Origin of the sequence: Bradyrhizobium sp. Leo170 (assembly GCF_004296405.1) — a bacterium.
Taxonomy (GTDB): domain Bacteria; phylum Pseudomonadota; class Alphaproteobacteria; order Rhizobiales; family Xanthobacteraceae; genus Bradyrhizobium.
Genome location: NZ_PSRR01000133.1, coordinates 1 through 20,086 on the forward strand (window position 1 = coordinate 1; position 20,086 = coordinate 20,086).

Below are 20,086 nucleotides of genomic sequence, written 5' to 3' on the forward strand. Positions count from 1 at the left end.
GCCTTCGCCGGCCGCGTGCTCGGCACCCTCAGCGCCGCGCTGATCGTGGCTTCCGTCTTGATCGGCTTCCTGATGCCGCTGGTGATCGCGGCGCTCGCGCCGGGATTTGTCGGCCGCGAAACGCTGGAGCTCGCCGTCAACAATGCGCGGCTGATGCTGCCTTATCTTGCCTTCGCAGGACCAGTCACGGTCATGATGGGGCTAATGAACGCGCAAGCACGTTTTGCGCTCACCGCATTCTCGCCGCTCCTGTTCAACATCGCGCTGATCGCGGTGATGGCGATGCTGCTGGTATGCCGGGGGGACGCGGCGCATGCCGCGATGGTCGTAGCTGCGACCGTTGGCATTGCGGGACTTCTGCAATTGTCGATCCTCGTGCTGCGCGGCGGCCGCGCGGCGACCCCGCTCCGCATCTCCTTCGACAAGGACATGCGCGGCTTTCTCGGCAAGGCCGTCCCCGGCATGATCGCAAGCAGCGCGCCGCAATGGCTGATGGTGGCGGGCGCCGTGATCGCTTCCGAATCGCCATCGGCGGTCTCCTGGCTATATTTCGCCAATCGCCTGATCGAACTGCCGCTCGGCATCGTCGGCGTCGCCATGGGCACGGTGCTGATCCCGGAAATGACCCGCGCGCTGCACAGCGATGACCGAAGCGCCATCGCGCGAGTGGAATCGCGCGGCCTAGAATTGGCGGTCGGACTCGCCTTGCCGGCGACGCTTGGCCTCATCGTCTTGAGCGAGCCGGTCGTGCGGATCCTGTTCGAGCACGGCGCGTTTGCCGCGCACGATGCCACGGCCACCGCGCACGCGCTGACCTGGCTTGCGCTCGGCCTGCCCGCGCATGTGCTGGTGAAAGCGCTGTCGCCGGCCTTCTTCGCCCGCGAGGATACCCGCACGCCGCTTTTCGGGGCGCTGACCGCCATCGTGGTGGCGATCGTCGCAGCGTTCCTGCTTCGCCACTCTTTCGGCACGCGCGGCATCGCCGCCGGCATCACGCTCGGAGCCTGGAGCAACGCGTTCTATTTGATCCGGAAGGGGGGCGCGACGTTCGGCTTCTCGATCGATCCCGAGGCCCGCGATCGGCTGCCGCGCATCTGCCTGGCGGCGCTCGCCATGGGCGCGCTGCTGTGGCTTGTCGAGGAGCTGGCGCCGCTGGCCGCCGGATCGCGCGGACTGGGGCAGGCCGTGCTGCTGTTCGCGGTGATTTTAGCTGCGATGGCGAGCTACGGCCTGTTCCTGAAGCTGTTCGGCGTGATCGGCTGGTGCCAGGCGGTCGCCGCGATCAGGCAAAACCGTGCCGCCTGACTTGCGCGGATAGCCCCAAAATGGCAAACGACCCCGCCAAAGCGGCATTTTCCGGGAATTGAGACCATGGCGTTCGTGGAACGGGTTTTTTCAGGCGTCCAGCCGACGGGCAATCTGCACCTCGGCAATTACCTCGGCGCCATCGTCAACTTCGTCAAGCTGCAGGAGACGCACAACTGCATCTACTGTGTCGTCGACATGCACGCGATCACGCAGGGCGTGGACGTCTGGGGCGGCCCGGCGGAGCTGACGCGCAACACCCGCGAGGTGACCGCGGCGTTCATCGCCAGCGGCATCGACCCGAAAAAGCACATCGTCTTCAACCAAAGCCAGATCGCAGAGCATGCCGAGCTTGCCTGGATCTTCAATTGCATCGCGCGCATCGGCTGGCTGAACCGGATGACGCAGTTCAAGGAGAAGGCCGGCAAGGACCGCGAGAACGCGTCGGTCGGTCTCTACGACTATCCGGTGCTGATGGCCGCCGACATCCTGCTCTATCGCGCGACCCATGTGCCTGTGGGCGAGGACCAGAAGCAGCATCTGGAACTGTCACGCGACATCGCGCAGAAGTTCAACAACGACTTCGGCGACTCGATCCGCGGCCACGGCTTTGCCGACGGCCTGTTCTTCCCGCTGCCCGAGCCGCTGATCACCGGACCGGCGACGCGCGTGATGAGCCTGCGCGACGGCACCAAGAAAATGTCGAAGTCAGAGCCCTCGGACAATTCGCGCATCAACCTCACCGACGATGCCGATACCATCGCGCAGAAGATCCGCAAGGCGAAGACCGATCCCGAGCCGTTGCCATCAGAGGAAAAGGGACTGGAGGCGCGGCCCGAAGCCGACAATCTCGTAGGCATCTACGCAGCGCTCGCCGGCGTCAGCAAGCAGGCCGTGCTGAAGGATTTCGGCGGCGGCCAGTTCTCCAGCTTCAAGAACGCGCTGGTGGACGTTTGCGTTGCGAAACTGTCGCCAATCGCGGCCGAAATGAAGCGGCTGGTCGCCGATCCCGGCCATGTCGATCAGATCCTGGTCGACGGCGCCAACCGGGCCCGCGCGATCGCCGATGAAACCATGCGAGCCGCGAAAGACGTCGTCGGGTTCATCCGGCAGCGATAGGCGATCAACATCGATTGCTCTCACACCCTCTCCCAAAAGCAGAGGGGGTGTGGCAGCATGGGTCTGCTTGGCAATAATGCACCGGGACATGCATGACCACCCAGCGACGAAGCTACGAATCTGGTCACAAGCCAAAATGCCTTGTCATCGTTGACGACAGCGCCGAATGGGACCGCGCCGTCTACTACGCCAGCCGCTGGGCGATCCGGGTCGGCGGCGGCGTCGTGATGCTGCGCGTCATCGAGACCGAGGACCAGAACCAGCAATGGCTCGGGGTGGCCGACATCATGCGCGCGGAAGCCGAGGAAGCGGCGAACGAGGCGCTCGACCGCGCCGCCGGGCGCGCCAACGGCATTGCCGCGATCACGCCCGAGCGGGTGATTCGCGAGGGCGACCCGACCGAGCAGGTCCTCGACGTCATCGACAAGGACGAGGACATCTCGATCCTGGTGCTGGCGGCCAATCCGGGGCCGGAGGGCCCGGGTCCGCTTATCACCACCATGGCGAAGATCATGGGTGCGTTCCCGATTCCCGTCACCATCGTGCCCGGCGGCCTGACCGACGAAGAGATCGATTCGCTGTCGTAAGCCCTTGATTAGCCGTCGGAACCGACGGTTCCCGCCTTGATCCGTGCGTTCGCCGTCGCCATCTGCTAAGGGAACCCCACGCGCCGGCCTTGAACCGGCGACGCCGGAGAAAACAAATGTTCATCCAGACCGAAGCTACCCCCAATCCCGCCACCCTGAAGTTCATTCCGGGCCGCACCGTACTCGCGAGCGGCACCATGGAATTTGCGACACCTGAAGCTGCCACCCGCTCCCCGCTCGCCGAACGGCTGTTCGCCGTGCCTGGCGTCACCGGCGTGTTCTATGGCTCCGACTTCGTCACAGTGACCAAGGCCGACGGCGACTGGCAGCATCTGAAGCCCGCGATCCTCGGCGCGATCATGGAGCACTACATGTCCGGCGCGCCGCTGCTCGCCGACGGCAGTGTCGATGGCGACGATTCGCTCGATGAGGAAGACGAATTCTTCAATGACGAAGACGCCGACACCGTCGCGCAGATCAAGGACCTGATCGAGACGCGGGTGCGGCCGGCGGTCGCCAATGACGGCGGCGACATCACCTTCCGCGGCTTCAAGGATGGCGTCGTCTATCTCAACATGAAGGGCGCCTGCTCCGGCTGCCCGTCATCGACGGCGACGCTGCAGCACGGCATCCAGAACCTGCTGCGGCACTTCGTCCCCGATGTGGTCGAAGTCCGCCCGATGTAAGGAGAGCGAATAGTGAGTGGCGAATGGCGAATAGGGATCGCGCCTGACCATCCATTCGCCATTCGCCATTTGCCATTCGCTCCATGATCATTCTCGCCATCGATACGGCGCTCGACGCCTGCTCCGCCGCCGTGCTCGACACCGCCGCGAGCAAGACAATTGCGCTGGAATCGCAACCGATGAAGCGCGGGCATGCCGAAGCGCTGATGCCGCTGATCGTGCGGGTGATGAAGGAGAGCGGCATCGCCTTCACCGCGCTTGATCGCATCGCCGTCACCACCGGTCCCGGCAGCTTCACCGGACTACGCGTTGGCCTGTCGGCGGCGCGCGGCATCGCGTTAGCGGCCAACAAACCCGTCGTCGGCGTCACCACGCTGACCGCTTATGCCGCGCCTGTCGTCGCCGAGAACGGCGAGCATCCAATCATCTCCGCGATCGATGCGCGGCATGACCATGTCTATTTCCAGGTGGTGAGCGGCGACGGCAGCCCGCTGGTCAAGCCGAAGGTGGCGCCGATCGCCGAGGCGATCGAGGCGGCGCAGCTTGGCACACCGCATCTGGTCGGCAACGCCGCAAAAATTCTCGCCGACCGCTGGCCGGCGGAGACGGCGCCACCGTTCAAGGCCGATACCCAGGCCTCGCCTGACATCACCTGGGTCGCCTGGGTCGGCGCGGCCGTCAGCCCCGAAGCGGCGCCGGCACGGCCGTTCTATCTGCGCGCGCCGGACGCAAAGCCGCCGGCCAATCCGCTGCTCGACGTCGCGCAACCGACAGCGTCATGATGGCCTGGCTTTCCGAATGGTTTGGCCGCGGCACGCCGGCGGTCGAAGCCGCGACTGTGCGCGACGCACCGCGTCTGGCGCAGTTGCATGGCGCCTCGTTTCATCGCGGCTGGGGCGAAGGCGAATTCGAGGCGATGCTCGCCGAGCGCAATACGCTGGTGCATCGGCTGCGGCTCGGGCACAAGATCATCGGCTTTGCGGTGTCGCGGATGGGAGCAGATGAAGCGGAGATCCTGTCATCGCGATCGATTCCAGCCAGCGCGGCCGCGGCCTGTCGCGCAATTTGTTGCTGACGCATCTAGGCCATCTTGCCGGCCGCGGCGTGCGCACCGTTTTCCTCGAGGTGGAGGAAAATAACCAGCCGGCGCGACGGCTCTATGAACGGGCCGGATTTGCCGTCGTCGGTCGCCGTGAACGCTATTACAAGCAGCCCGGTGGGGAACATTTGAATGCGCTTCTGATGCGCCGTGACTTGTCGTAACATGCGGGCAGTGGCAGAACAGTCCTGCCCTGCCCCTCCAGGCTGAAGAAACATGGCTCCGCTGAAAACCTCGTCTGCGATGAAGAACACTGGAATCGAGGCGCGCTGCGCCGCGACCGGCATGCGCATGACCGAGCAGCGCCGCGTCATCGCGCGCGTGCTGGCCGAATCCGTGGATCATCCTGACGTCGAGGAACTCTATCGGCGCTGCGTCGCGGTCGACGACAAGATCTCGATCTCGACCGTCTACCGCACCGTAAAACTGTTCGAGGACGCCGGCATCATCGAGCGCCACGACTTTCGCGAGGGCCGCGCGCGCTATGAGCAGATGCCCGACAGCCATCACGACCACCTGATCAATTTGCGCGACGGCAAGGTGATCGAATTCACGTCCGAAGAGATCGAGAAACTGCAGGCGGAGATCGCCCGCAAGCTCGGCTACAAGCTGGTCGACCACCGGCTCGAACTGTATTGCGTCCCGCTGGACGAAGATAAGTCCTGACATAGCGTTTTCGAGCGAAGTGGATACCGGTTCGCGTGAAGAAGACGCGTCAACAAGAGATTCCCGATCTTATCATCTTCGACTGCGACGGCGTGCTGGTCGACAGCGAAGTCATTTCATGCCGCGCGCATGCCGAGATCCTGACGCGTCACGGCTATCCGATCACGTCGGAACAGGTGTTCGATCGTTTCCTCGGTCGCTCGACACGACAGGCGAATCTCGAAATCGAGGCCGAACTCGGCCGCAGCCTTCCAGATGATTTTCATACGCAATTGCAGGACGAGCTGTTCCGTTCCTTTGAGGCCGATCTGCAAGCGGTGCCGCACATTCACGCCGCGCTCGACCGGATCGCGCAGCCCGTTTGCGTGGCGTCCAGCGGCTCACCGCAACGCATGCGCGTCAGCCTTGGCCGCACTGCCCTCCACGAACGATTTGCGCCGAACATCTTTTCGGCCCTGCAGGTCAAGAACGGCAAGCCGGCGCCCGATCTCTTCCTGTTCGCGGCTGGGCAGATGAAGGTGGCGCCCGAACGCTGTCTCGTGGTCGAGGACAGCCTCCCCGGCATCACAGCCGCCCGCGCCGCCGGAATGACGGTGCTCGGCTTCTGCGGCGGTAGCCATTGCGGACCCGGCCATGCCGAGGCGCTGCGCGCCGCCGGCGCCACGATGACCTTTGCGGACATGCGGGAACTGGCCGGGCTGATTGAAAACGGCGCAATCGTCGCAAAAACCTGAAACCTGAGCCGTCATTCCGGGATGGTCCGAAGGACCAGACCCGGAATCTCGAGATTCCGGGTTCGATGCTGACGCATCGCCCCGGAATGACGCCCTCCAACGCTGGATTTTGCTCCCTTTAGGCTATATTTGAGCCCTGCGCCTTGAAGGCGCTCCTTTCCACCCCAAGCAGGTTCCATGACGTCGCCGCGCAAGCTGCACATCAAATCCTATGGCTGCCAGATGAATGTCTACGATGCGCAGCGCATGGTGGATACGCTGGCCGGCGAAGGCTTTGTCGAGACGGCAAACGCCGATGAAGCGGATCTGGTGATCCTCAACACCTGCCATATCCGCGAGAAGGCCTCGGAAAAGGTCTATTCCGAGCTCGGGCGGCTGCGCGTAATGAAGGACGACGCCGCGCGGCAGGGGCGCGACGTGAAAATTGCCGTCGCAGGCTGCGTTGCGCAAGCCGAAGGCGAGGAGATCATTCGCCGCGCGCCGACCGTCGACGTCGTGGTCGGTCCGCAGAGCTACCACCATCTGCCGCAACTGCTGAAGCAGGCGAAAGCGGAAGGCCGCGCACTGGAAACCGAATTCCCCATCGAGGACAAGTTCGGATTCTTAGCCCCGCCGAAGCCCGATGCGATCCGCTCGCGCGGCATTTCCGCTTTTGTCACCGTGCAGGAAGGCTGCGACAAGTTCTGTACCTTCTGCGTCGTGCCTTACACGCGTGGCGCGGAAGTCTCGCGTCCCGTGACAAGGATCATCGAGGATGTGACGCGGCTTGCCGACAACGGCGTGCGCGAGATCACCCTGATCGGGCAGAACGTCAACGCCTATCACGGCGAAGGGCCGGATGGACGGAGCTGGCCGCTCGGCAAATTGCTTGAGCGGCTCGCCGCAATCCCCGGCGTGCTGCGCCTGCGCTATTCGACCAGCCATCCCCGCGATGTCGAGGATAGCCTGATCGAGGCGCATCGGGACCTGCCGGCGCTGATGCCGTTCGTGCACCTGCCGGTGCAGTCAGGTTCGGACCGAATCTTGGCAGCCATGAACCGCAAACATACCGCCGATGACTACCGCCGCGTCATCGACCGATTTCGCACGGCGCGCCAAAACATTGCTTTTTCTTCGGATTTCATTGTCGGCTTCCCCGGCGAAACAGAGGAAGATTTTTCTGCGACCCTCGCGCTTGTCACGCAAATAGGGTACGCTGCAGCTTATTCGTTCAAATATTCGCCGCGGCCCGGCACGCCGGCGGCGGACATGCGGGAGATGGTGCCAGCGGTAACGATGGACGAGCGATTGGAGCGCCTCCAGAACTTGATCGACAGCCAGCAATCGGCCTTCAACAAGGCTACGATCGGCACCACGGTCGATGTGCTGTTCGAACGCGCCGGGCGCAATCCCGGCCAGATCGTCGGCCGCACTGCCTATCTGCAGCCCGCGCATGTGATGGCATCATTGGACATCGTCGGAAAAGTCCTGCCGGTCAGGATCGACAGCCTCGAGCGCTACAGCCTGCTCGGCGAGCTCGCCCCGCGTCATGCGCGGCCTCAGTCATCAGCTCTTTCCCAGACGACCATTGGAGCCTGAACCCTTGCCAAAAAGCGCATCGGATTCACCATCGCTTGCTCCCAGCCGCAAACCTGACCGCGACATGCAGATTCCGCCAGAGACCCAGGTCGTCATCGACTTCGACGACAACCGCGCCGCTTCCGCGCTGGTCGGCCCTTACGGGCAGAATCTGGCGCAGGTCGAACGCCGGCTCGGCGTCGTCGTCGATTCTCGCGGCAACCAGATCACCATCGCCGGCTCCCGCGACGGCTGCGACGCCGCACGACGCGTGCTGGAGACGCTTTATGGCCAGGCAACGCAGGGGCATGATCTTTCACAGGGCGACGTCGAAGGCGCGATCCGCGCCGTGATCGCGCAGGGCTCGCTATTCGAATTCGATGCCAAGACCGCAAAGCCCTCGTTCGAGACCATCAATTTGCGCAAGCGCCCGGTGCGGGCACGCACCGCCGCGCAGGATTCCTACATCCGCGCGCTGAAGCGGCACGAGTTGGTGTTCGGCATCGGGCCTGCCGGTACCGGCAAGACCTGGCTTGCGGTCGCCTATGCCGCGCAATTGTTCGAGCGCAAGGAAGTCGATCGCATCATCCTGTCGCGGCCCGCGGTCGAGGCCGGTGAACGGCTCGGCTTTCTGCCCGGCGATCTTCGCGAGAAGGTCGACCCCTATCTGCGGCCGATCTATGACGCGCTCTATGACCTGATGGATGCGCGCGTCGTCGAGCGCGCACTGCAGGGCGGCGAAATCGAGATCGCGCCGCTTGCCTTCATGCGCGGCCGCACGCTGACCAATGCCGTTATCATCCTGGATGAAGCGCAAAACACCACCTCGATGCAGATGAAGATGTTCCTGACGCGGCTCGGCGAGAACAGCCGCATGATCGTCACCGGCGACCCCTCGCAGGTCGACTTGCCGCACGGCCAGGCCTCCGGGCTGGCAGAGGCAGTGAGCCTGCTGGAAGGCGTCGAGGGCATCGCGCAGGTGCGCTTCACCGCGGAGGACGTGATCCGTCACGAATTGGTGGCACGGATCGTCGCGGCCTATGAGGGATTGCCACAACGGCAAGTCGCCGCCAAATCTTGATGTCATCAGCCGGCCTCACGGACCTGCCGCAAGCGGGTTCCGGCCGCAACCCGAACGCCTAGAAACAACAACTTTTTGGAACGACAGTGTCTTCCGCTCTCCCCGCTACCGAGGTTCTGGTCACAGCCGATTGCTGGCAGCCCGAGCCTGATGCTGAAGCGGTGATCCATCGCGCCATCGAGGCCGCCGCCGAGATCACTGAGGCCGATGTCGGCGAGGCCGAACTGGCAGTGATGCTGACGGATGATTCCGGAATCCGGACGCTGAACAACAATTGGCGCGGCATCGACAAGCCGACCAACGTGCTGTCGTTTCCGGCGTTGCAGCCAAAGGGCGCTCAGGAGCCGGACGACGCCCCGCGCATGCTCGGCGATATCGCAATCGCCTATGAGACGACGCGCAGGGAGGCGGACGAGGAGCAGAAGCCGTTCGACCATCATTTAAGCCACCTCGCGGTGCACGGTTTCCTGCATCTGATCGGCTACGACCACGAAAACGACGACGACGCCGAGCAAATGGAAAATCTCGAGCGCGAAATCCTCGCGCAACTCGGCATTCCCGATCCGTATGCGGACCGGGAGCGGATGGACTGAAATGGCGGACTCCGAACCTACCCACGACAATCCGCGCGATGTGCGCAACCTGCCGGCCGTGGTGACGGAGGAGGCACAGCGTCCCGCGGCGGAGAGCTGGCTGCTGCGCGCGATCCGCACCTTGTTCGGCTGGAAGGCAGGATCGGTTCGCGACGACCTGCAGGTGGTGCTCGATGCGTCGACGCCTGATGACGTGAACTTTTCCGCCGTCGAGCGCACCATGCTGCGCAACATCCTCAATCTGCATGAGCGGCGTATCGCCGACGTGATGGTGCATCGCGCCGACATCGTCGCCGTAAAACGCGACATCCCGCTCGGCGAATTGATGAGCCAGTTCGAAAGCGCCGCGCATTCGCGCCTCGTGGTCTACGACGAAACCCTCGATGATCCCGAGGGCATGGTTCACATCCGCGACCTGCTCGCCTTCATGACCGCAAGGGCGCGCGTCAGCGACACCGGCAAGACGCGGCGCAAGAAGCCGCTGCCCGCCGGCCTCGACCTGCGCGCGGTCGATCTCGCGCTGCCGCTTCACGAAGCGAGCATCATCCGAAAACTTCTTTATGTGCCGCCGTCGATGCGCGCGATCGACCTGCTGGTGCAGATGCAGGCCACCCGTATTCACCTGGCGCTGGTGGTCGACGAATATGGCGGCACCGACGGGCTGGTGACGATCGAGGACCTCGTCGAGGAAATCGTCGGCGAGATCGACGACGAGCACGATAGCGACGAGCCGCCGTCGATCGTTCGCCAGCCGGATAACTCGTTCATCGCCGACGCGCGGGCGAGCCTCGATGATGTCCGCTCGGTGATCGGCGAAGACTTCGTCACGGGCGAAGCTGGCGAGGAAGTCGAGACGCTCGGCGGCTATCTGGTGTCGTTTGTCGGCCGCGTGCCGGTGCGCGGCGAGTTGATTTCCGGACCCGGCAATTTCGAGGTCGAAGTGCTCGACGCCGATCCGCGGCGGGTGAAGCGCGTGCGGATCGCGACGCGCAAGGAACGCAACGTCCCGCGCAAGGAGCGCGAGAGCCGTCGCCGCAGCGAGGCCGCGCCCGATTCCAGCCCTCAGGCCGATGCCAGCCCGCAGGCCAACGACACCGCGCCTCCGCCCTCCGGCGACGGAGCCGCCCCGCAGTGAGGGTTTCCGATCAACTCCGCACGGTCGGGCTTTCGATCATCCTGACCTGGGGATGGAGGCGCGCCGTCATCGCACTCGTCGCCGGCGCCCTGTCCTCGCTCGCGATGGCGCCGTTCAACGCCTGGCCGATCCTGTTCCTGACCTTCCCGGTCGCGGTCTGGCTGATCGACGGCGCAGGCGCCGGAAAGTGGCGCGGCATCCCGGCGGCGGCAATCTCCGGCTATTGGTTCGGGCTCGGCTACTTCGTGCCGGGGCTTTATTGGATCGGCTATGCCTTTCTGGTCGATGCGCAGACCTTCGCCTGGCTGCTGCCGTTTGCGATACTCGGCCTGCCCGCCTATCTGGCACTGTTTCCCGCGCTCGGCTTTGCGCTGGCGCGCCTGCTCTGGACCCCCGACGGCTTCCGCGTGCTGGCGCTGACAGCGAGCTTGACCATCGCCGAATGGCTGCGCGGCCATGTGCTATCAGGATTTCCCTGGAACGCCTTCGGCTATGCGCTGTCAGAGCCACTGGCGCTGGCGCAGACCGCATCGCTGATCGGGCTCTGGGGCATGACGTTCCTTGCCGTCGCAATCTTCGCAAGTCCGGCCGTCCTGATCGATGGCAAATCGTCCAACCGAAAGCTGTGGCGGGTGCCGGCCATAGCGCTGATCGTTCTCGCGGCCATGCTGGTTTTCGGCGCGGTGCGGCTGTCGCGGCTGCCGACCACCATGGTCGCCAATGTCAAGCTGCGCATCATGCAGCCCAACCTGCAGCAGGACGTCAAATTCAACTACGCCGCCAAAGCGGAAGTGATGAGGAAATATCTGACGCTCTCCGATCGCGCTTCCGGCCCGCACTCCACGGGCGTGCGCGACGCCAGCATCCTGATCTGGCCGGAATCGGCGTTTCCGTTTTTCCTGACGCGCGAGGCCGACGCGATGGCAGAGATCGCCGAGCTCCTGCCTCAAGGCACCGTGCTGATCACCGGCTCGGTGCGCGCCCCAGATCTGCCGCCGGGCGTCCGCATCACACGCGCCTACAATTCGATCTATGTCATCGACCATGACGGCAGCGTGCTGTCAGTTTACGACAAGCTGCACCTGGTGCCGTTCGGCGAGTATCTGCCATTTCAGGAACTGATGGAAAAGCTCGGCTTCGTGCAGCTCACCAAGGTCCATGGCGGATTCATCGCCGGCCAGCGGCGTCATGCGCTTGACATCCCGAATGCGCCGCGCGCACTGCCGCTGATCTGCTACGAGGCGATTTTCCCTGGCGACATTGACATTCACGACGACCGGCCAAGCTGGATCATCAACGTCACCAATGACGGGTGGTTTGGAATCTCGACCGGCCCCTACCAGCATCTGCAGCAGGCGCGGCTGCGCGCGATCGAGGAGGGCCTGCCCGTTGTTCGCGCAGCGAACACCGGCATCTCCGCGGTCATCGATCCGGCGGGACGGATTGTCGCAGAACTCGGCCTCGGCATCGAAGGCGTGCTCGATGCCAGGTTGCCGGCTGCCATCCCGCCGACGCTATATGCACGTTTCAATGACATGCCCGCTGCGATCATTCTGCTCGTCGCATTGTTGCTTGTGGTCGGACGGCGTGTTGCCCGGCGCAATTCTTGACGCCTGCGCGCCCTCGATGGTTGCCCGCGCAAGGAAAAATTCCGCTGGTGTGATTCCACCAGTTGACAGAACGACCGCGTCATTCGCATTCTACAATTCCAAGCCGAACTGAAATCCTGCCAGCACAGTAGCTCAAATTGTCCGCATTCGTCCTCGATCCTCCCGCAGGATTTTGACGATACCGGCGCCTGGGGCATACTCCATACCCGTTTTGCCTCATTCGCCGGGCGCGTAGTCCTTCCAGGAGAGTCCGAAGATGTCTACCAAAGCGCCCAATCCTGTTGACAAATATGTCGGCAGCCGTGTCCGCATGCGGCGGATCATGTTGGGCATGAGCCAGGAAAAGCTGGGAGAAAAGCTCGGCCTCACCTTCCAGCAGATTCAGAAATACGAGAAGGGCACCAACCGCGTCGGCGCCAGCCGGCTGCAGCAGATTTCCGAGATCCTGCAGGTGCCGGTCTCGTTCCTGTTCGACGGCGGACCGAGCGGCTCGACAACCGCAGAAGGCTTCAGCGAAGGCGCCTCGCCCAGTTACGTTTCCGACTTTCTCGCAACCTCCGAGGGGCTGGCGCTGACGCGCGCCTTCACGCGCATCGCCGACGCCAAACTCCGCCGCAGCATCGTCGAACTGGTCGAGCAGATCGCCGCCCGCGAAGGCCCCGACAAGCGCTGATCGGCGTCGTCATTCCTGCGACATGGCGATTGACGCGCCCGCCGGTGCGGGCGCATGACGTTGGTTCAATCGTTCTGAGATCATGATCCGATTAGACGGAATCGGATCATGATCTCACCTCTTTGTTTGAGCATGATCTCCGCGCAAACGCTTCGCGTTTGTCGCGAGGGAAAACCGGTTTCCACTTTTCCGGATCATGCTCCAGATGCCGGCGCACCAATGACAACGACATCCTTTAATCCTGCGGAGATTCTCGACGGCATCCGCCGCTGGGTGGAGATCGAGACGCCGACAGAAGCGCCCGAACAGGTCAACAAGCTCGCCGATCTCGTCGCCGAAGGCTATCGCAGCCTGCCGGCCACCCTGGAGCGGATCGCCGGCCAGAACGGATGCGGCGATCATCTCGTCGCGCGGTCGGCCTGGGGCCAGGACGCACCGGGAATCGTGGTGCTGAGCCATCTCGACACCGTGCACCCCCTCGGATTCATCCAGCGCCTGCCATTTTGTATCGACGGCGACAGCGCCTTCGGTCCCGGCATCTATGACATGAAGGGCGGCGCCTATCTCGCCTACCACGCCTTCAGGGAAATTTGCGCCAATGGCGCGCGCCCGCCGCTCGGCGTGACCCAGCTCTACGTTTCCGATGAGGAGATCGGCAGCCCGACCTCGCGGGCGCTGATCGAAGCCGAAGGCCGCAAAGCCAAATATGTGCTGGTGACCGAGCCGGCGCGCGACGGCGGCAAGATCGTCACCGGGCGCAAGGGCGTCGCCCGCTTCGAGATCTTCGTCAAGGGCGTGCCCTCGCACGCCGGTACGCGGCCCGAGGACGGCCGCAGCGCGATCCGCGAGCTCGGCAACATCATCCAGACGCTGGAGGCGATGAACGATCTGGCGCGCGGCGTCACCGTCAATGTCGGCGTGGTCAAAGGCGGCACCAAGCCGAACGTGATCGCGGAAGAGGCCTATGCCGAGGTCGACATGCGCGTGCCGACCACCGCCGATGCCGAAGAGCTGGTACCGAAAATACTCAATCTGAAATCGCGGACTGACGGCGTCAGCGTGCATGTGGTCGGCGAATTGAACCGGCCGCCTTATGAGAAGACCAACGCCGGCGCGGCGCTCTACGAACACGCCAAGGGGCTCGCAACCGAGATCGGCTTCGACCTCGTGGACACCTCGACCGGCGGCGGCTCCGACGGCAATTTCACGGCGCTGCATACGGCGACGCTCGATGGCCTCGGCGTCGACGGCAAGGGCGCGCATACCCATTACGAGCAGATGTATATCTCATCGATCGAGCCGCGCGCGCGGCTGCTCTATCGGCTGTATCAGACGCTGCGATGATGACGCCTTCCCGCGATCAGGAGCGCGACGCCCATGCGCATGGCTCATTCTTCGGACGGCGCAAGGGCCACAAGCTGCGCGCGCATCAGGCCGACCTGATCGAGCATCTGCTACCGCATCTCGCGCTCGACATCGCAAGCCCCGCGCCGGCCAGCCTCATCGAACTGTTCGATGACAACATCGAGGATGTCAGGCTCGAGATCGGATTTGGCGGCGGCGAACATCTCGCCGCCGAGGCCCGCGCGTTTCCGAATATCGGCTTCGTCGGCTGCGAGCCCTATGTCAACGGGATGGCCAAGATCCTGACCCAGATCGAGGCACACAATATCGGCAACATCCGCCTGTTCGCAGGCGACGCCGCCGAGCTGCTCGCCTGGGCGCCGTCGCAATCGATGCGGCGCATCGACCTGATCCATCCCGATCCCTGGCCGAAGCGACGGCACTGGAAGCGCCGCTTTGTCCAAGATGCCACCGTTGCCGCAATGGCGCGCATTCTCAAAGCGGGTGGCGAATTCCGCTTCGTCAGCGACATCGACGATTACTGCGCCTGGACTCTATGGCACCTGATGCGCTCGTCCGATTTCACCTGGCTGGCCGAGCGCGCCTCCGACTGGCAGGCTCCCTGGCCCGACTACACGATGACGCGCTACGGCGCCAAAGCCGAGCGCGAGGGACGCAGGGCGACGTATCTGCGGTTTCGCAGAATTTGACGCTTGTCATTCCGGGGCGCGCGTAGCGCGAGCCCGGAATCCATCGGGCCACACACACGCGGCGAAATGGATTCCGGGCTCACGCTACGCGTGCCCCGGAATGACGGCGTGGTTTGCACCTGGCATTCAAATCTGAGCGTCCGTCATTGCGAGCGCAGCGAAGCCACGGCACCACAAGCGCAATGACGATGAGAGAGAGACTACCGCGTCTTCCAGAAGTCCACGACGCGCTGGGCGGTGGAGGGCATCAGGCGCGTGAAGTTCAGCCGCGCGTTCTCGATGTCGGCGGGTGACGGCACGCGGTTGGGGCCGAGCCGAAGCAGGATCAGCGCGCGTACGGTGGCCCATTCGAGGCCGATGGTCTTGCCGGCGATCAGAATGGGATCGTAGCGCTCGCCGGTGATCAGGCGATCGAGCGTCGCGATCTTGACACCGGTCATCGCGGCCAGCGCGCACACCGATTCCTCGTATTTGAACGACTTGGCGAAATCGAGCAGCGCGATTTCGTTCAATTGATTGGCGTGATGCAACGCGAGGATCGTGCGCTGGGCCGGCGCGAAATCGCGCGCGCTGTCGACCTTCTCTCCCATGCCGTTGATCTCGCGGATCGCCTGCTTGATCGCGGCCTGCCGCTCCGGCTTGACCACGTCGAACAGGCGGCGGCGGACGATCTCGACGGAGCCTGCCACCAGCGTCTTCAACTGTTCGGGCGACAGATCCGCGCGCTGACCGACGGCGAGCGTCAGCACGCTGTCCTGGCTGGCACGCCGGATCAGCGTCGAATAGCCGCTCGTCGAGAATTCGGCACCGGCATTGCCGGCTGCGCGCCTGACAACGTCGCGATCGCCGCGGCGGACGATGACGTCGGTCAGATCGGTCGAGAGCTTCGGCCGCTCCGCCATCGCAAGCAGATGCTCCTGCCCCTTCGCGCGCGCGATTTCGACCAGGACCTGCTCGTCGATGACAGGCGACCGACGGAGCAGCGGCCCCGCGACAGCGATCTCGTCCTCGCGCGCAAGCTGCCCGATCAGGCTGCGCGGCGCATTCGATAGCAGCGACAGGCGTTCGGCGAGCTCCGCCCGCGCAGCACGCTCGGCGTGGGGGACCAGGCTCGTCAGGACGCCATCGAACAGATCGACATGGTCGGTACTGAAACTGGCCGCCCCCTGCAGGAACAATTCGCCGATCCGGCGCGCGGCCTCGGCGCGGCGCCTGGGGTCACCGATACGGACGATCTCGTCGAGTTCAGGGATCAGCGCAGTCGCTGTCGTCGTCATAAGCCTACCCAAACCGGCCCGCAGTGCCGGTTTTTGCGGCGCAATCTAGGTGGCGTTCGTGAACGAAGCGTTAGACATTCGCACCCAACTTTCCGATAGCGCAAATTTGCTCGGCCGCGGCCTCCGCCCCTTGCCTGACCGGGGAAAAAGCGCTATATCGGCAGCGACTTAAAGTTCTCATACGATCCGTATTGAGAGTGGGCCCCTCCGGACCCGCTCTTTTTTATTACCCGAACGAACCAGGCCGAGCCTGGTCCGGTTTGGGTAGTGCAACCAGAGCATGAACCCGAACAGCGGAAGCCTGTTGTCCGCAAGGATCATGCTCAAACACGAGAAATAAGATCATGGCCCGATCAGCGTGATCGTATCATGATCGAACGCCGGTCTAGGGCCGGCTAACCCACAGAACCGACAGCTCAAGACGTATCTTTGACCCTGGATATGACCGATCCAACCGCTGGTTCCGTCAACGCCGAATTGCTCGCCGAGCCGCGGCTCGTTGTCGAGCCCGGCGCTGCGGCGCGCGTGTCGGCAGTCGCCACCCCAGTCCTGCAGGGGCTGGGCTACCGTCTGGTGCGGATCAAAATCACCGGCGAGGCCGGCTGCACCGTCCAGATCATGGCGGAACGGCCGGACGGCTCGATGCAGATCGAGGATTGCGAGGCGATCTCGCGCGCGCTGTCACCGGTGCTCGACATCGCCGATCCCATCGACCGGGCCTATCGGCTGGAAATCTCGTCGCCGGGCATCGACCGGCCGCTGGTGCGACGTTCGGACTTCGAGCGCTATGCCGGCCACCTCGTCAAGATCGAGATGGCGGTGGCGCATCAGGGCCGCAAGCGGTTCCGCGGCACCCTGAACGGTGTCGAGGGTAACGCGGTGCGCCTACATCGGGATGACACACGCGAGGGTGAAGATGCGGACGTCTTGCTGGCGATGGAAGACATCGCCGAAGCAAGGCTGGTGCTGACCGACGAGCTGATCGCCGAATCGATGCGGCGCGGCAAGGCGCAGGAACGCGAATTGCGCCGCGAATTGGGGCTGGCCCCGCCACAACCCGCGCATGCGAAGGCGCAGCGCGAGCATGCGAAGAACAGCGATCCGAGCAAGAGCCATAAGCCGAAGCAAGGGACCGGCAAGAAACCGGCTCCGAAGAACACGAAACAACACCGCCTCGCCGCCGAACGGCTGCGCCGGGGCGAGACCGAGCCTGACGAAGGAGACTAGCCATGGCAGTCAGCGCCAATCGACTTGAACTGCTGCAGATCGCCGACGCCGTCGCGCGCGAAAAATCGATCGATCGCGGCATCGTGATTGCCGCGATGGAGGACGCCATTGCGAAAGCGGCGCGCGCCCGATACGGCAGCGAGACCGACGTCCACGCCGAGATCGACCCCAAGAAGGGCGAGCTCCGCCTGTCGCGCCACATGCTGGTGGTCGACGTGGTCGAGAATGCTTCCAACCAGATTTCGCTGGCCGATGCCCAGCGCGCCAATCCCGGCGCCCGTGTCGGCGACACCATCGCCGACACGCTGCCGCCGCTCGAATACGGCCGCATCGCCGCGCAATCGGCCAAACAGGTGATCGTGCAAAAGGTGCGCGAGGCCGAGCGCGACCGGCAATACCAGGAGTTCAAGGACCGCATCGGCGACATCGTCAACGGCGTCGTCAAGCGCGTCGAATATGGCAGCGTGATCGTCGACCTCGGACGTGGCGAGGCCATCATCCGCCGCGACGAGATGCTGCCGCGCGAGGTGTTCCGCAACGGCGACCGCGTCCGCGCCTATATCTTCGACGTCCGCCGCGAGACGCGGGGCCCGCAGATCTTCCTGTCGCGCACCCATCCGCAATTCATGGCGAAGCTGTTCGCGCAGGAAGTGCCGGAGATCTATGACGGTATCGTCGAGATCAAGGCAGTGGCCCGCGATCCCGGCTCGCGCGCCAAGATCGGCGTGATCTCGCGGGATTCGTCCGTCGATCCGGTCGGCGCCTGCGTCGGCATGCGCGGCTCGCGCGTGCAGGCCGTGGTCAACGAATTGCAGGGCGAGAAGATCGACATCATCCCGTGGTCGCCCGACATCGCGACCTTCGTCGTCAACGCGCTGGCGCCGGCCGAAGTCGCCAAGGTCGTGATCGACGAGGACCGCGAGCGCATCGAGGTCGTGGTGCCCGACACCAACAACCAGCTCTCGCTGGCGATCGGCCGCCGCGGCCAGAACGTCCGCCTCGCCTCGCAGCTCACCGGCTGGGATATCGACATCCTGACCGAGCAGGAAGAGTCCGAGCGTCGTCAGGCCGACTTCGAGAATTCAACCCGCGTCTTCATGGAGGCGCTCAATGTCGACGAAGTCGTCGGCCAGCTCCTGGCGTCGGAAGGCTTCACCTCGGTCGAGGAACTGGCGCTGGTGGATGTGAAGGAACTCGCCGGCATCGAAGGCTTCGACGAGGAAACCGCAACGGAGCTGCAGAACCGCGCCAAGGAATATCTGGAGCAGCTCGAGGCCGAGCTGGAAGCCAAGCGCAAGGAACTCGGCGTCGAGGATGCCGTGAAGACCGTCCCGGGCATAACCGCGAAGATGCTGGTCAAGCTCGGCGAGAACGACGTCAAGACCGTCGAGGATCTCGCCGGCTGCGCCACCGACGATCTGGTCGGCTGGACCGAGCGCAAGGACGGTGGCGAGCAGACCAAGCATACCGGGTTCCTCGACGGGATCGATATCTCCCGCGAGGACGCCGAGGCGATGATCATGCAGGCCCGCGTAAAGGCCGGCTGGATCACCGAGGCTGATCTCTCCAAGCAGAACGCCGAGGCGGAAGCCGCCGAAGAACCGACGGCCTAAGGAGATGGCCCGCGCATGCTCGCAATGGCTGACCCCGATCTGGATCATGGGCCGCGGACCGAAAAGTCCGCGACCATGCGGATGTGCGCGGTCAGCCGCGAGGTGCGCCCGATCGACGAGCTGATCCGCTTCGTCGTCGCCCCCACCGGCGAGGTGATCGCCGATGTGAAACGCAAGCTGCCGGGGCGCGGCCTCTGGCTTTCAGCCTCGCGCCGCACGGTTGCGGAAGCGGTCCGGCGTCACCAGTTTAGCCGGGGATTCAAGCGCGACGTCCGCGTCGCGGCAACTCTGCCCGATGATACCGAAGTGCTGCTGGTTCGCAGTAGCCTCGAGGCGCTGGCCATGGCCGCCAAGGCCGGCCGGGTCGTTTCCGGCTTCGGCAAGGTCGAGGACGCGTTGTCGCAGCGGGAAAGACCCCTAAGCCTGATCCATGCTTCCGATGCGGCCCCCGACGGAGTCCGCAAATTGGACGCGATCCTGCGGCAAAGGGGCGGAAAAGACGAAGATTCGTTGAAAATATCTGTCGTCACCGCGCTGACGTCGGCAGAATTGGATTTGGCACTGGGCCGGTCAAATGTGATACATGCTGCCCTGCTCGCGGGCCCGGCGAGCAAGACGTTCCTGTCGCGCTGCCAGCTTCTGGTCCGATACCGGATGGCCGACGACGACAAGACCGCCGATGCGGCCAGAAATTCTAGCTAGAGCATGATCGGGAAGAGGGGAAACCGGCTTTCCGAAAAGATCATGTTCAAACAACAAGATGGAGCGGGATGACGGGTCCGAGGACAGTCATTTCGGTCTTTTGGAACTGCGACGACGACGCGTGCGAAACGGCACAACGCTAACGAGATTAGGACTGCTGAATGGTTGATACCAAAACCCCTGGCGACAAGACTTTGAGTGTCCCGAGCAAGACCTTGACGCTGAAGCCACGCGTCGAGACGGGCACCGTGCGCCAGAGCTTCAGCCATGGCCGCAGCAAGCAGGTTGTGGTCGAAAAGCGCGGCAAGCGCCGCGTCGGTGGTGACGGCCCCGGAACCGAGCCGCACGCGCCCGAACCGGTGGCGGCC

20 protein-coding genes and 1 pseudogene are annotated in these 20,086 nt (G+C 64.1%); 20 read left to right on the forward strand and 1 reads right to left on the reverse strand.

Annotated elements, in window-relative coordinates:
• From murJ to CWO89_RS22010, 16 genes and pseudogenes are all read left to right on the forward strand, one after another.
• Nucleotides 1-1,305 (forward strand): murein biosynthesis integral membrane protein MurJ (gene murJ / locus CWO89_RS21935; protein WP_130580829.1); only part of this gene is annotated, 1,305 nt, incomplete at its 5' end.
• 66 nt (nucleotides 1,306-1,371) lie between these two features.
• The gene (gene trpS / locus CWO89_RS21940; protein WP_130580830.1) at nucleotides 1,372-2,424 is read left to right on the forward strand and encodes a tryptophan--tRNA ligase; all 1,053 of its coding nucleotides are present in this window, start codon (nucleotides 1,372-1,374) and stop codon (nucleotides 2,422-2,424) included.
• Nucleotides 2,425-2,516: 92 nt separating this feature from the next.
• Nucleotides 2,517-3,011 (forward strand): universal stress protein, encoded by a 495-nt coding sequence (locus CWO89_RS21945; RefSeq protein WP_130580831.1) that lies wholly within the window; start codon nucleotides 2,517-2,519, stop codon nucleotides 3,009-3,011.
• A gap of 116 nt (nucleotides 3,012-3,127) precedes the next feature.
• On the forward strand, nucleotides 3,128-3,697 hold the full coding sequence (locus CWO89_RS21950; protein WP_130580832.1) for a NifU family protein: 570 nt from the start codon (nucleotides 3,128-3,130) through the stop codon (nucleotides 3,695-3,697).
• 83 nt (nucleotides 3,698-3,780) lie between these two features.
• Entirely contained in the window at nucleotides 3,781-4,479 is a 699-nt protein-coding gene (gene tsaB / locus CWO89_RS21955) for a tRNA (adenosine(37)-N6)-threonylcarbamoyltransferase complex dimerization subunit type 1 TsaB (RefSeq protein WP_130580833.1), read from the forward strand.
• A pseudogene (gene rimI / locus CWO89_RS21960) lies at nucleotides 4,476-4,960 on the forward strand (ribosomal protein S18-alanine N-acetyltransferase). Before tsaB ends, rimI begins: the two are co-directional and overlap by 4 nt.
• Nucleotides 4,961-5,012: 52 nt before the next feature.
• A complete protein-coding gene (locus CWO89_RS21965) occupies nucleotides 5,013-5,462 on the forward strand; it encodes a Fur family transcriptional regulator (RefSeq protein WP_028168421.1) in 450 nt (149 codons plus the stop codon).
• A 35-nt stretch (nucleotides 5,463-5,497) separates the two neighbouring features.
• Nucleotides 5,498-6,196, forward strand: a complete 699-nt coding sequence (locus tag CWO89_RS21970; protein ID WP_502702912.1) for an HAD family hydrolase — start codon at nucleotides 5,498-5,500, stop codon at nucleotides 6,194-6,196.
• Nucleotides 6,197-6,373: 177 nt separating this feature from the next.
• A complete protein-coding gene (miaB, locus tag CWO89_RS21975) occupies nucleotides 6,374-7,774 on the forward strand; it encodes a tRNA (N6-isopentenyl adenosine(37)-C2)-methylthiotransferase MiaB (protein WP_130580834.1) in 1,401 nt (466 codons plus the stop codon).
• Nucleotides 7,775-7,778: 4 nt separating this feature from the next.
• On the forward strand, nucleotides 7,779-8,834 hold the full coding sequence (locus tag CWO89_RS21980) for a PhoH family protein (protein ID WP_130580835.1): 1,056 nt from the start codon (nucleotides 7,779-7,781) through the stop codon (nucleotides 8,832-8,834).
• A gap of 86 nt (nucleotides 8,835-8,920) precedes the next feature.
• On the forward strand, nucleotides 8,921-9,427 hold the full coding sequence (gene ybeY / locus CWO89_RS21985; protein ID WP_130580836.1) for an rRNA maturation RNase YbeY: 507 nt from the start codon (nucleotides 8,921-8,923) through the stop codon (nucleotides 9,425-9,427).
• Between the two features lies 1 nt (nucleotide 9,428).
• Entirely contained in the window at nucleotides 9,429-10,562 is a 1,134-nt protein-coding gene (locus CWO89_RS21990; protein ID WP_165421278.1) for a hemolysin family protein, read from the forward strand.
• Nucleotides 10,559-12,172: an apolipoprotein N-acyltransferase gene (gene lnt / locus CWO89_RS21995; protein WP_130580838.1), complete on the forward strand. Its 1,614-nt coding sequence runs from the start codon at nucleotides 10,559-10,561 to the stop codon at nucleotides 12,170-12,172. The genes CWO89_RS21990 and lnt overlap by 4 nt, the downstream gene beginning before the upstream one ends.
• A 256-nt stretch (nucleotides 12,173-12,428) precedes the next feature.
• Nucleotides 12,429-12,845: a helix-turn-helix domain-containing protein gene (locus CWO89_RS22000; protein ID WP_130580839.1), complete on the forward strand. Its 417-nt coding sequence runs from the start codon at nucleotides 12,429-12,431 to the stop codon at nucleotides 12,843-12,845.
• 219 nt (nucleotides 12,846-13,064) lie between these two features.
• A complete protein-coding gene (locus CWO89_RS22005; protein WP_130580840.1) occupies nucleotides 13,065-14,189 on the forward strand; it encodes a M20 family metallopeptidase in 1,125 nt (374 codons plus the stop codon).
• The gene (locus CWO89_RS22010; protein WP_463701841.1) at nucleotides 14,189-14,899 is read left to right on the forward strand and encodes a tRNA (guanine(46)-N(7))-methyltransferase TrmB; all 711 of its coding nucleotides are present in this window, start codon (nucleotides 14,189-14,191) and stop codon (nucleotides 14,897-14,899) included. Before CWO89_RS22005 ends, CWO89_RS22010 begins: the two co-directional genes overlap by 1 nt.
• Before the next feature lie 200 nt (nucleotides 14,900-15,099).
• On the opposite strand, the gene CWO89_RS22015 is transcribed toward CWO89_RS22010, so the two are convergent.
• Nucleotides 15,100-16,176 (reverse strand): DUF2336 domain-containing protein, encoded by a 1,077-nt coding sequence (locus CWO89_RS22015; RefSeq protein WP_130580842.1) that lies wholly within the window; start codon nucleotides 16,174-16,176, stop codon nucleotides 15,100-15,102.
• A gap of 441 nt (nucleotides 16,177-16,617) precedes the next feature.
• Here CWO89_RS22015 and rimP point away from each other — a divergent pair, with 441 nt between their 5' ends.
• From rimP to CWO89_RS22035, 4 genes are all read left to right on the forward strand, one after another.
• Nucleotides 16,618-17,403, forward strand: coding sequence for a ribosome maturation factor RimP (rimP, locus tag CWO89_RS22020; protein WP_130580843.1), 786 nt, complete (start codon nucleotides 16,618-16,620; stop codon nucleotides 17,401-17,403).
• Nucleotides 17,404-17,405: 2 nt separating this feature from the next.
• Nucleotides 17,406-19,016 (forward strand): transcription termination factor NusA, encoded by a 1,611-nt coding sequence (gene nusA, locus CWO89_RS22025; protein WP_130580844.1) that lies wholly within the window; start codon nucleotides 17,406-17,408, stop codon nucleotides 19,014-19,016.
• A 15-nt stretch (nucleotides 19,017-19,031) separates the two neighbouring features.
• Complete coding sequence (locus CWO89_RS22030; RefSeq protein ID WP_130580845.1) at nucleotides 19,032-19,718, forward strand: RNA-binding protein; 687 nt, start codon at nucleotides 19,032-19,034, stop codon at nucleotides 19,716-19,718.
• A 161-nt stretch (nucleotides 19,719-19,879) separates the two neighbouring features.
• On the forward strand, nucleotides 19,880-20,086 hold a 207-nt coding region (locus CWO89_RS22035), incomplete at its 3' end, for a translation initiation factor IF-2 associated domain-containing protein (protein ID WP_130580846.1).

Excerpts from the sequence above, each read along its gene's own strand:
- CWO89_RS21945 (WP_130580831.1), top strand. The coding sequence starts at position 2,517 with ATGACCACCCAGCGACGAAGCTACGAATCTGGTCACAAGCCAAAATGC.
- tsaB (WP_130580833.1), top strand. The coding sequence starts at position 3,781 with ATGATCATTCTCGCCATCGATACGGCGCTCGACGCCTGCTCCGCCGCC.
- CWO89_RS21965 (WP_028168421.1), top strand. The coding sequence starts at position 5,013 with ATGGCTCCGCTGAAAACCTCGTCTGCGATGAAGAACACTGGAATCGAG.
- miaB (WP_130580834.1), top strand. The coding sequence starts at position 6,374 with ATGACGTCGCCGCGCAAGCTGCACATCAAATCCTATGGCTGCCAGATG.
- nusA (WP_130580844.1), top strand. The coding sequence starts at position 17,406 with ATGGCAGTCAGCGCCAATCGACTTGAACTGCTGCAGATCGCCGACGCC.
- rimP (WP_130580843.1), top strand. The coding sequence starts at position 16,618 with ATGACCGATCCAACCGCTGGTTCCGTCAACGCCGAATTGCTCGCCGAG.
- CWO89_RS22015 (WP_130580842.1), bottom strand. The coding sequence starts at position 16,176 with ATGACGACGACAGCGACTGCGCTGATCCCTGAACTCGACGAGATCGTC.
- CWO89_RS21950 (WP_130580832.1), top strand. The coding sequence starts at position 3,128 with ATGTTCATCCAGACCGAAGCTACCCCCAATCCCGCCACCCTGAAGTTC.
- CWO89_RS22000 (WP_130580839.1), top strand. The coding sequence starts at position 12,429 with ATGTCTACCAAAGCGCCCAATCCTGTTGACAAATATGTCGGCAGCCGT.
- CWO89_RS21990 (WP_165421278.1), top strand. The coding sequence starts at position 9,429 with ATGGCGGACTCCGAACCTACCCACGACAATCCGCGCGATGTGCGCAAC.
- CWO89_RS22030 (WP_130580845.1), top strand. The coding sequence starts at position 19,032 with ATGCTCGCAATGGCTGACCCCGATCTGGATCATGGGCCGCGGACCGAA.
- trpS (WP_130580830.1), top strand. The coding sequence starts at position 1,372 with ATGGCGTTCGTGGAACGGGTTTTTTCAGGCGTCCAGCCGACGGGCAAT.
- CWO89_RS22005 (WP_130580840.1), top strand. The coding sequence starts at position 13,065 with ATGACAACGACATCCTTTAATCCTGCGGAGATTCTCGACGGCATCCGC.
- CWO89_RS22010 (WP_463701841.1), top strand. The coding sequence starts at position 14,189 with ATGACGCCTTCCCGCGATCAGGAGCGCGACGCCCATGCGCATGGCTCA.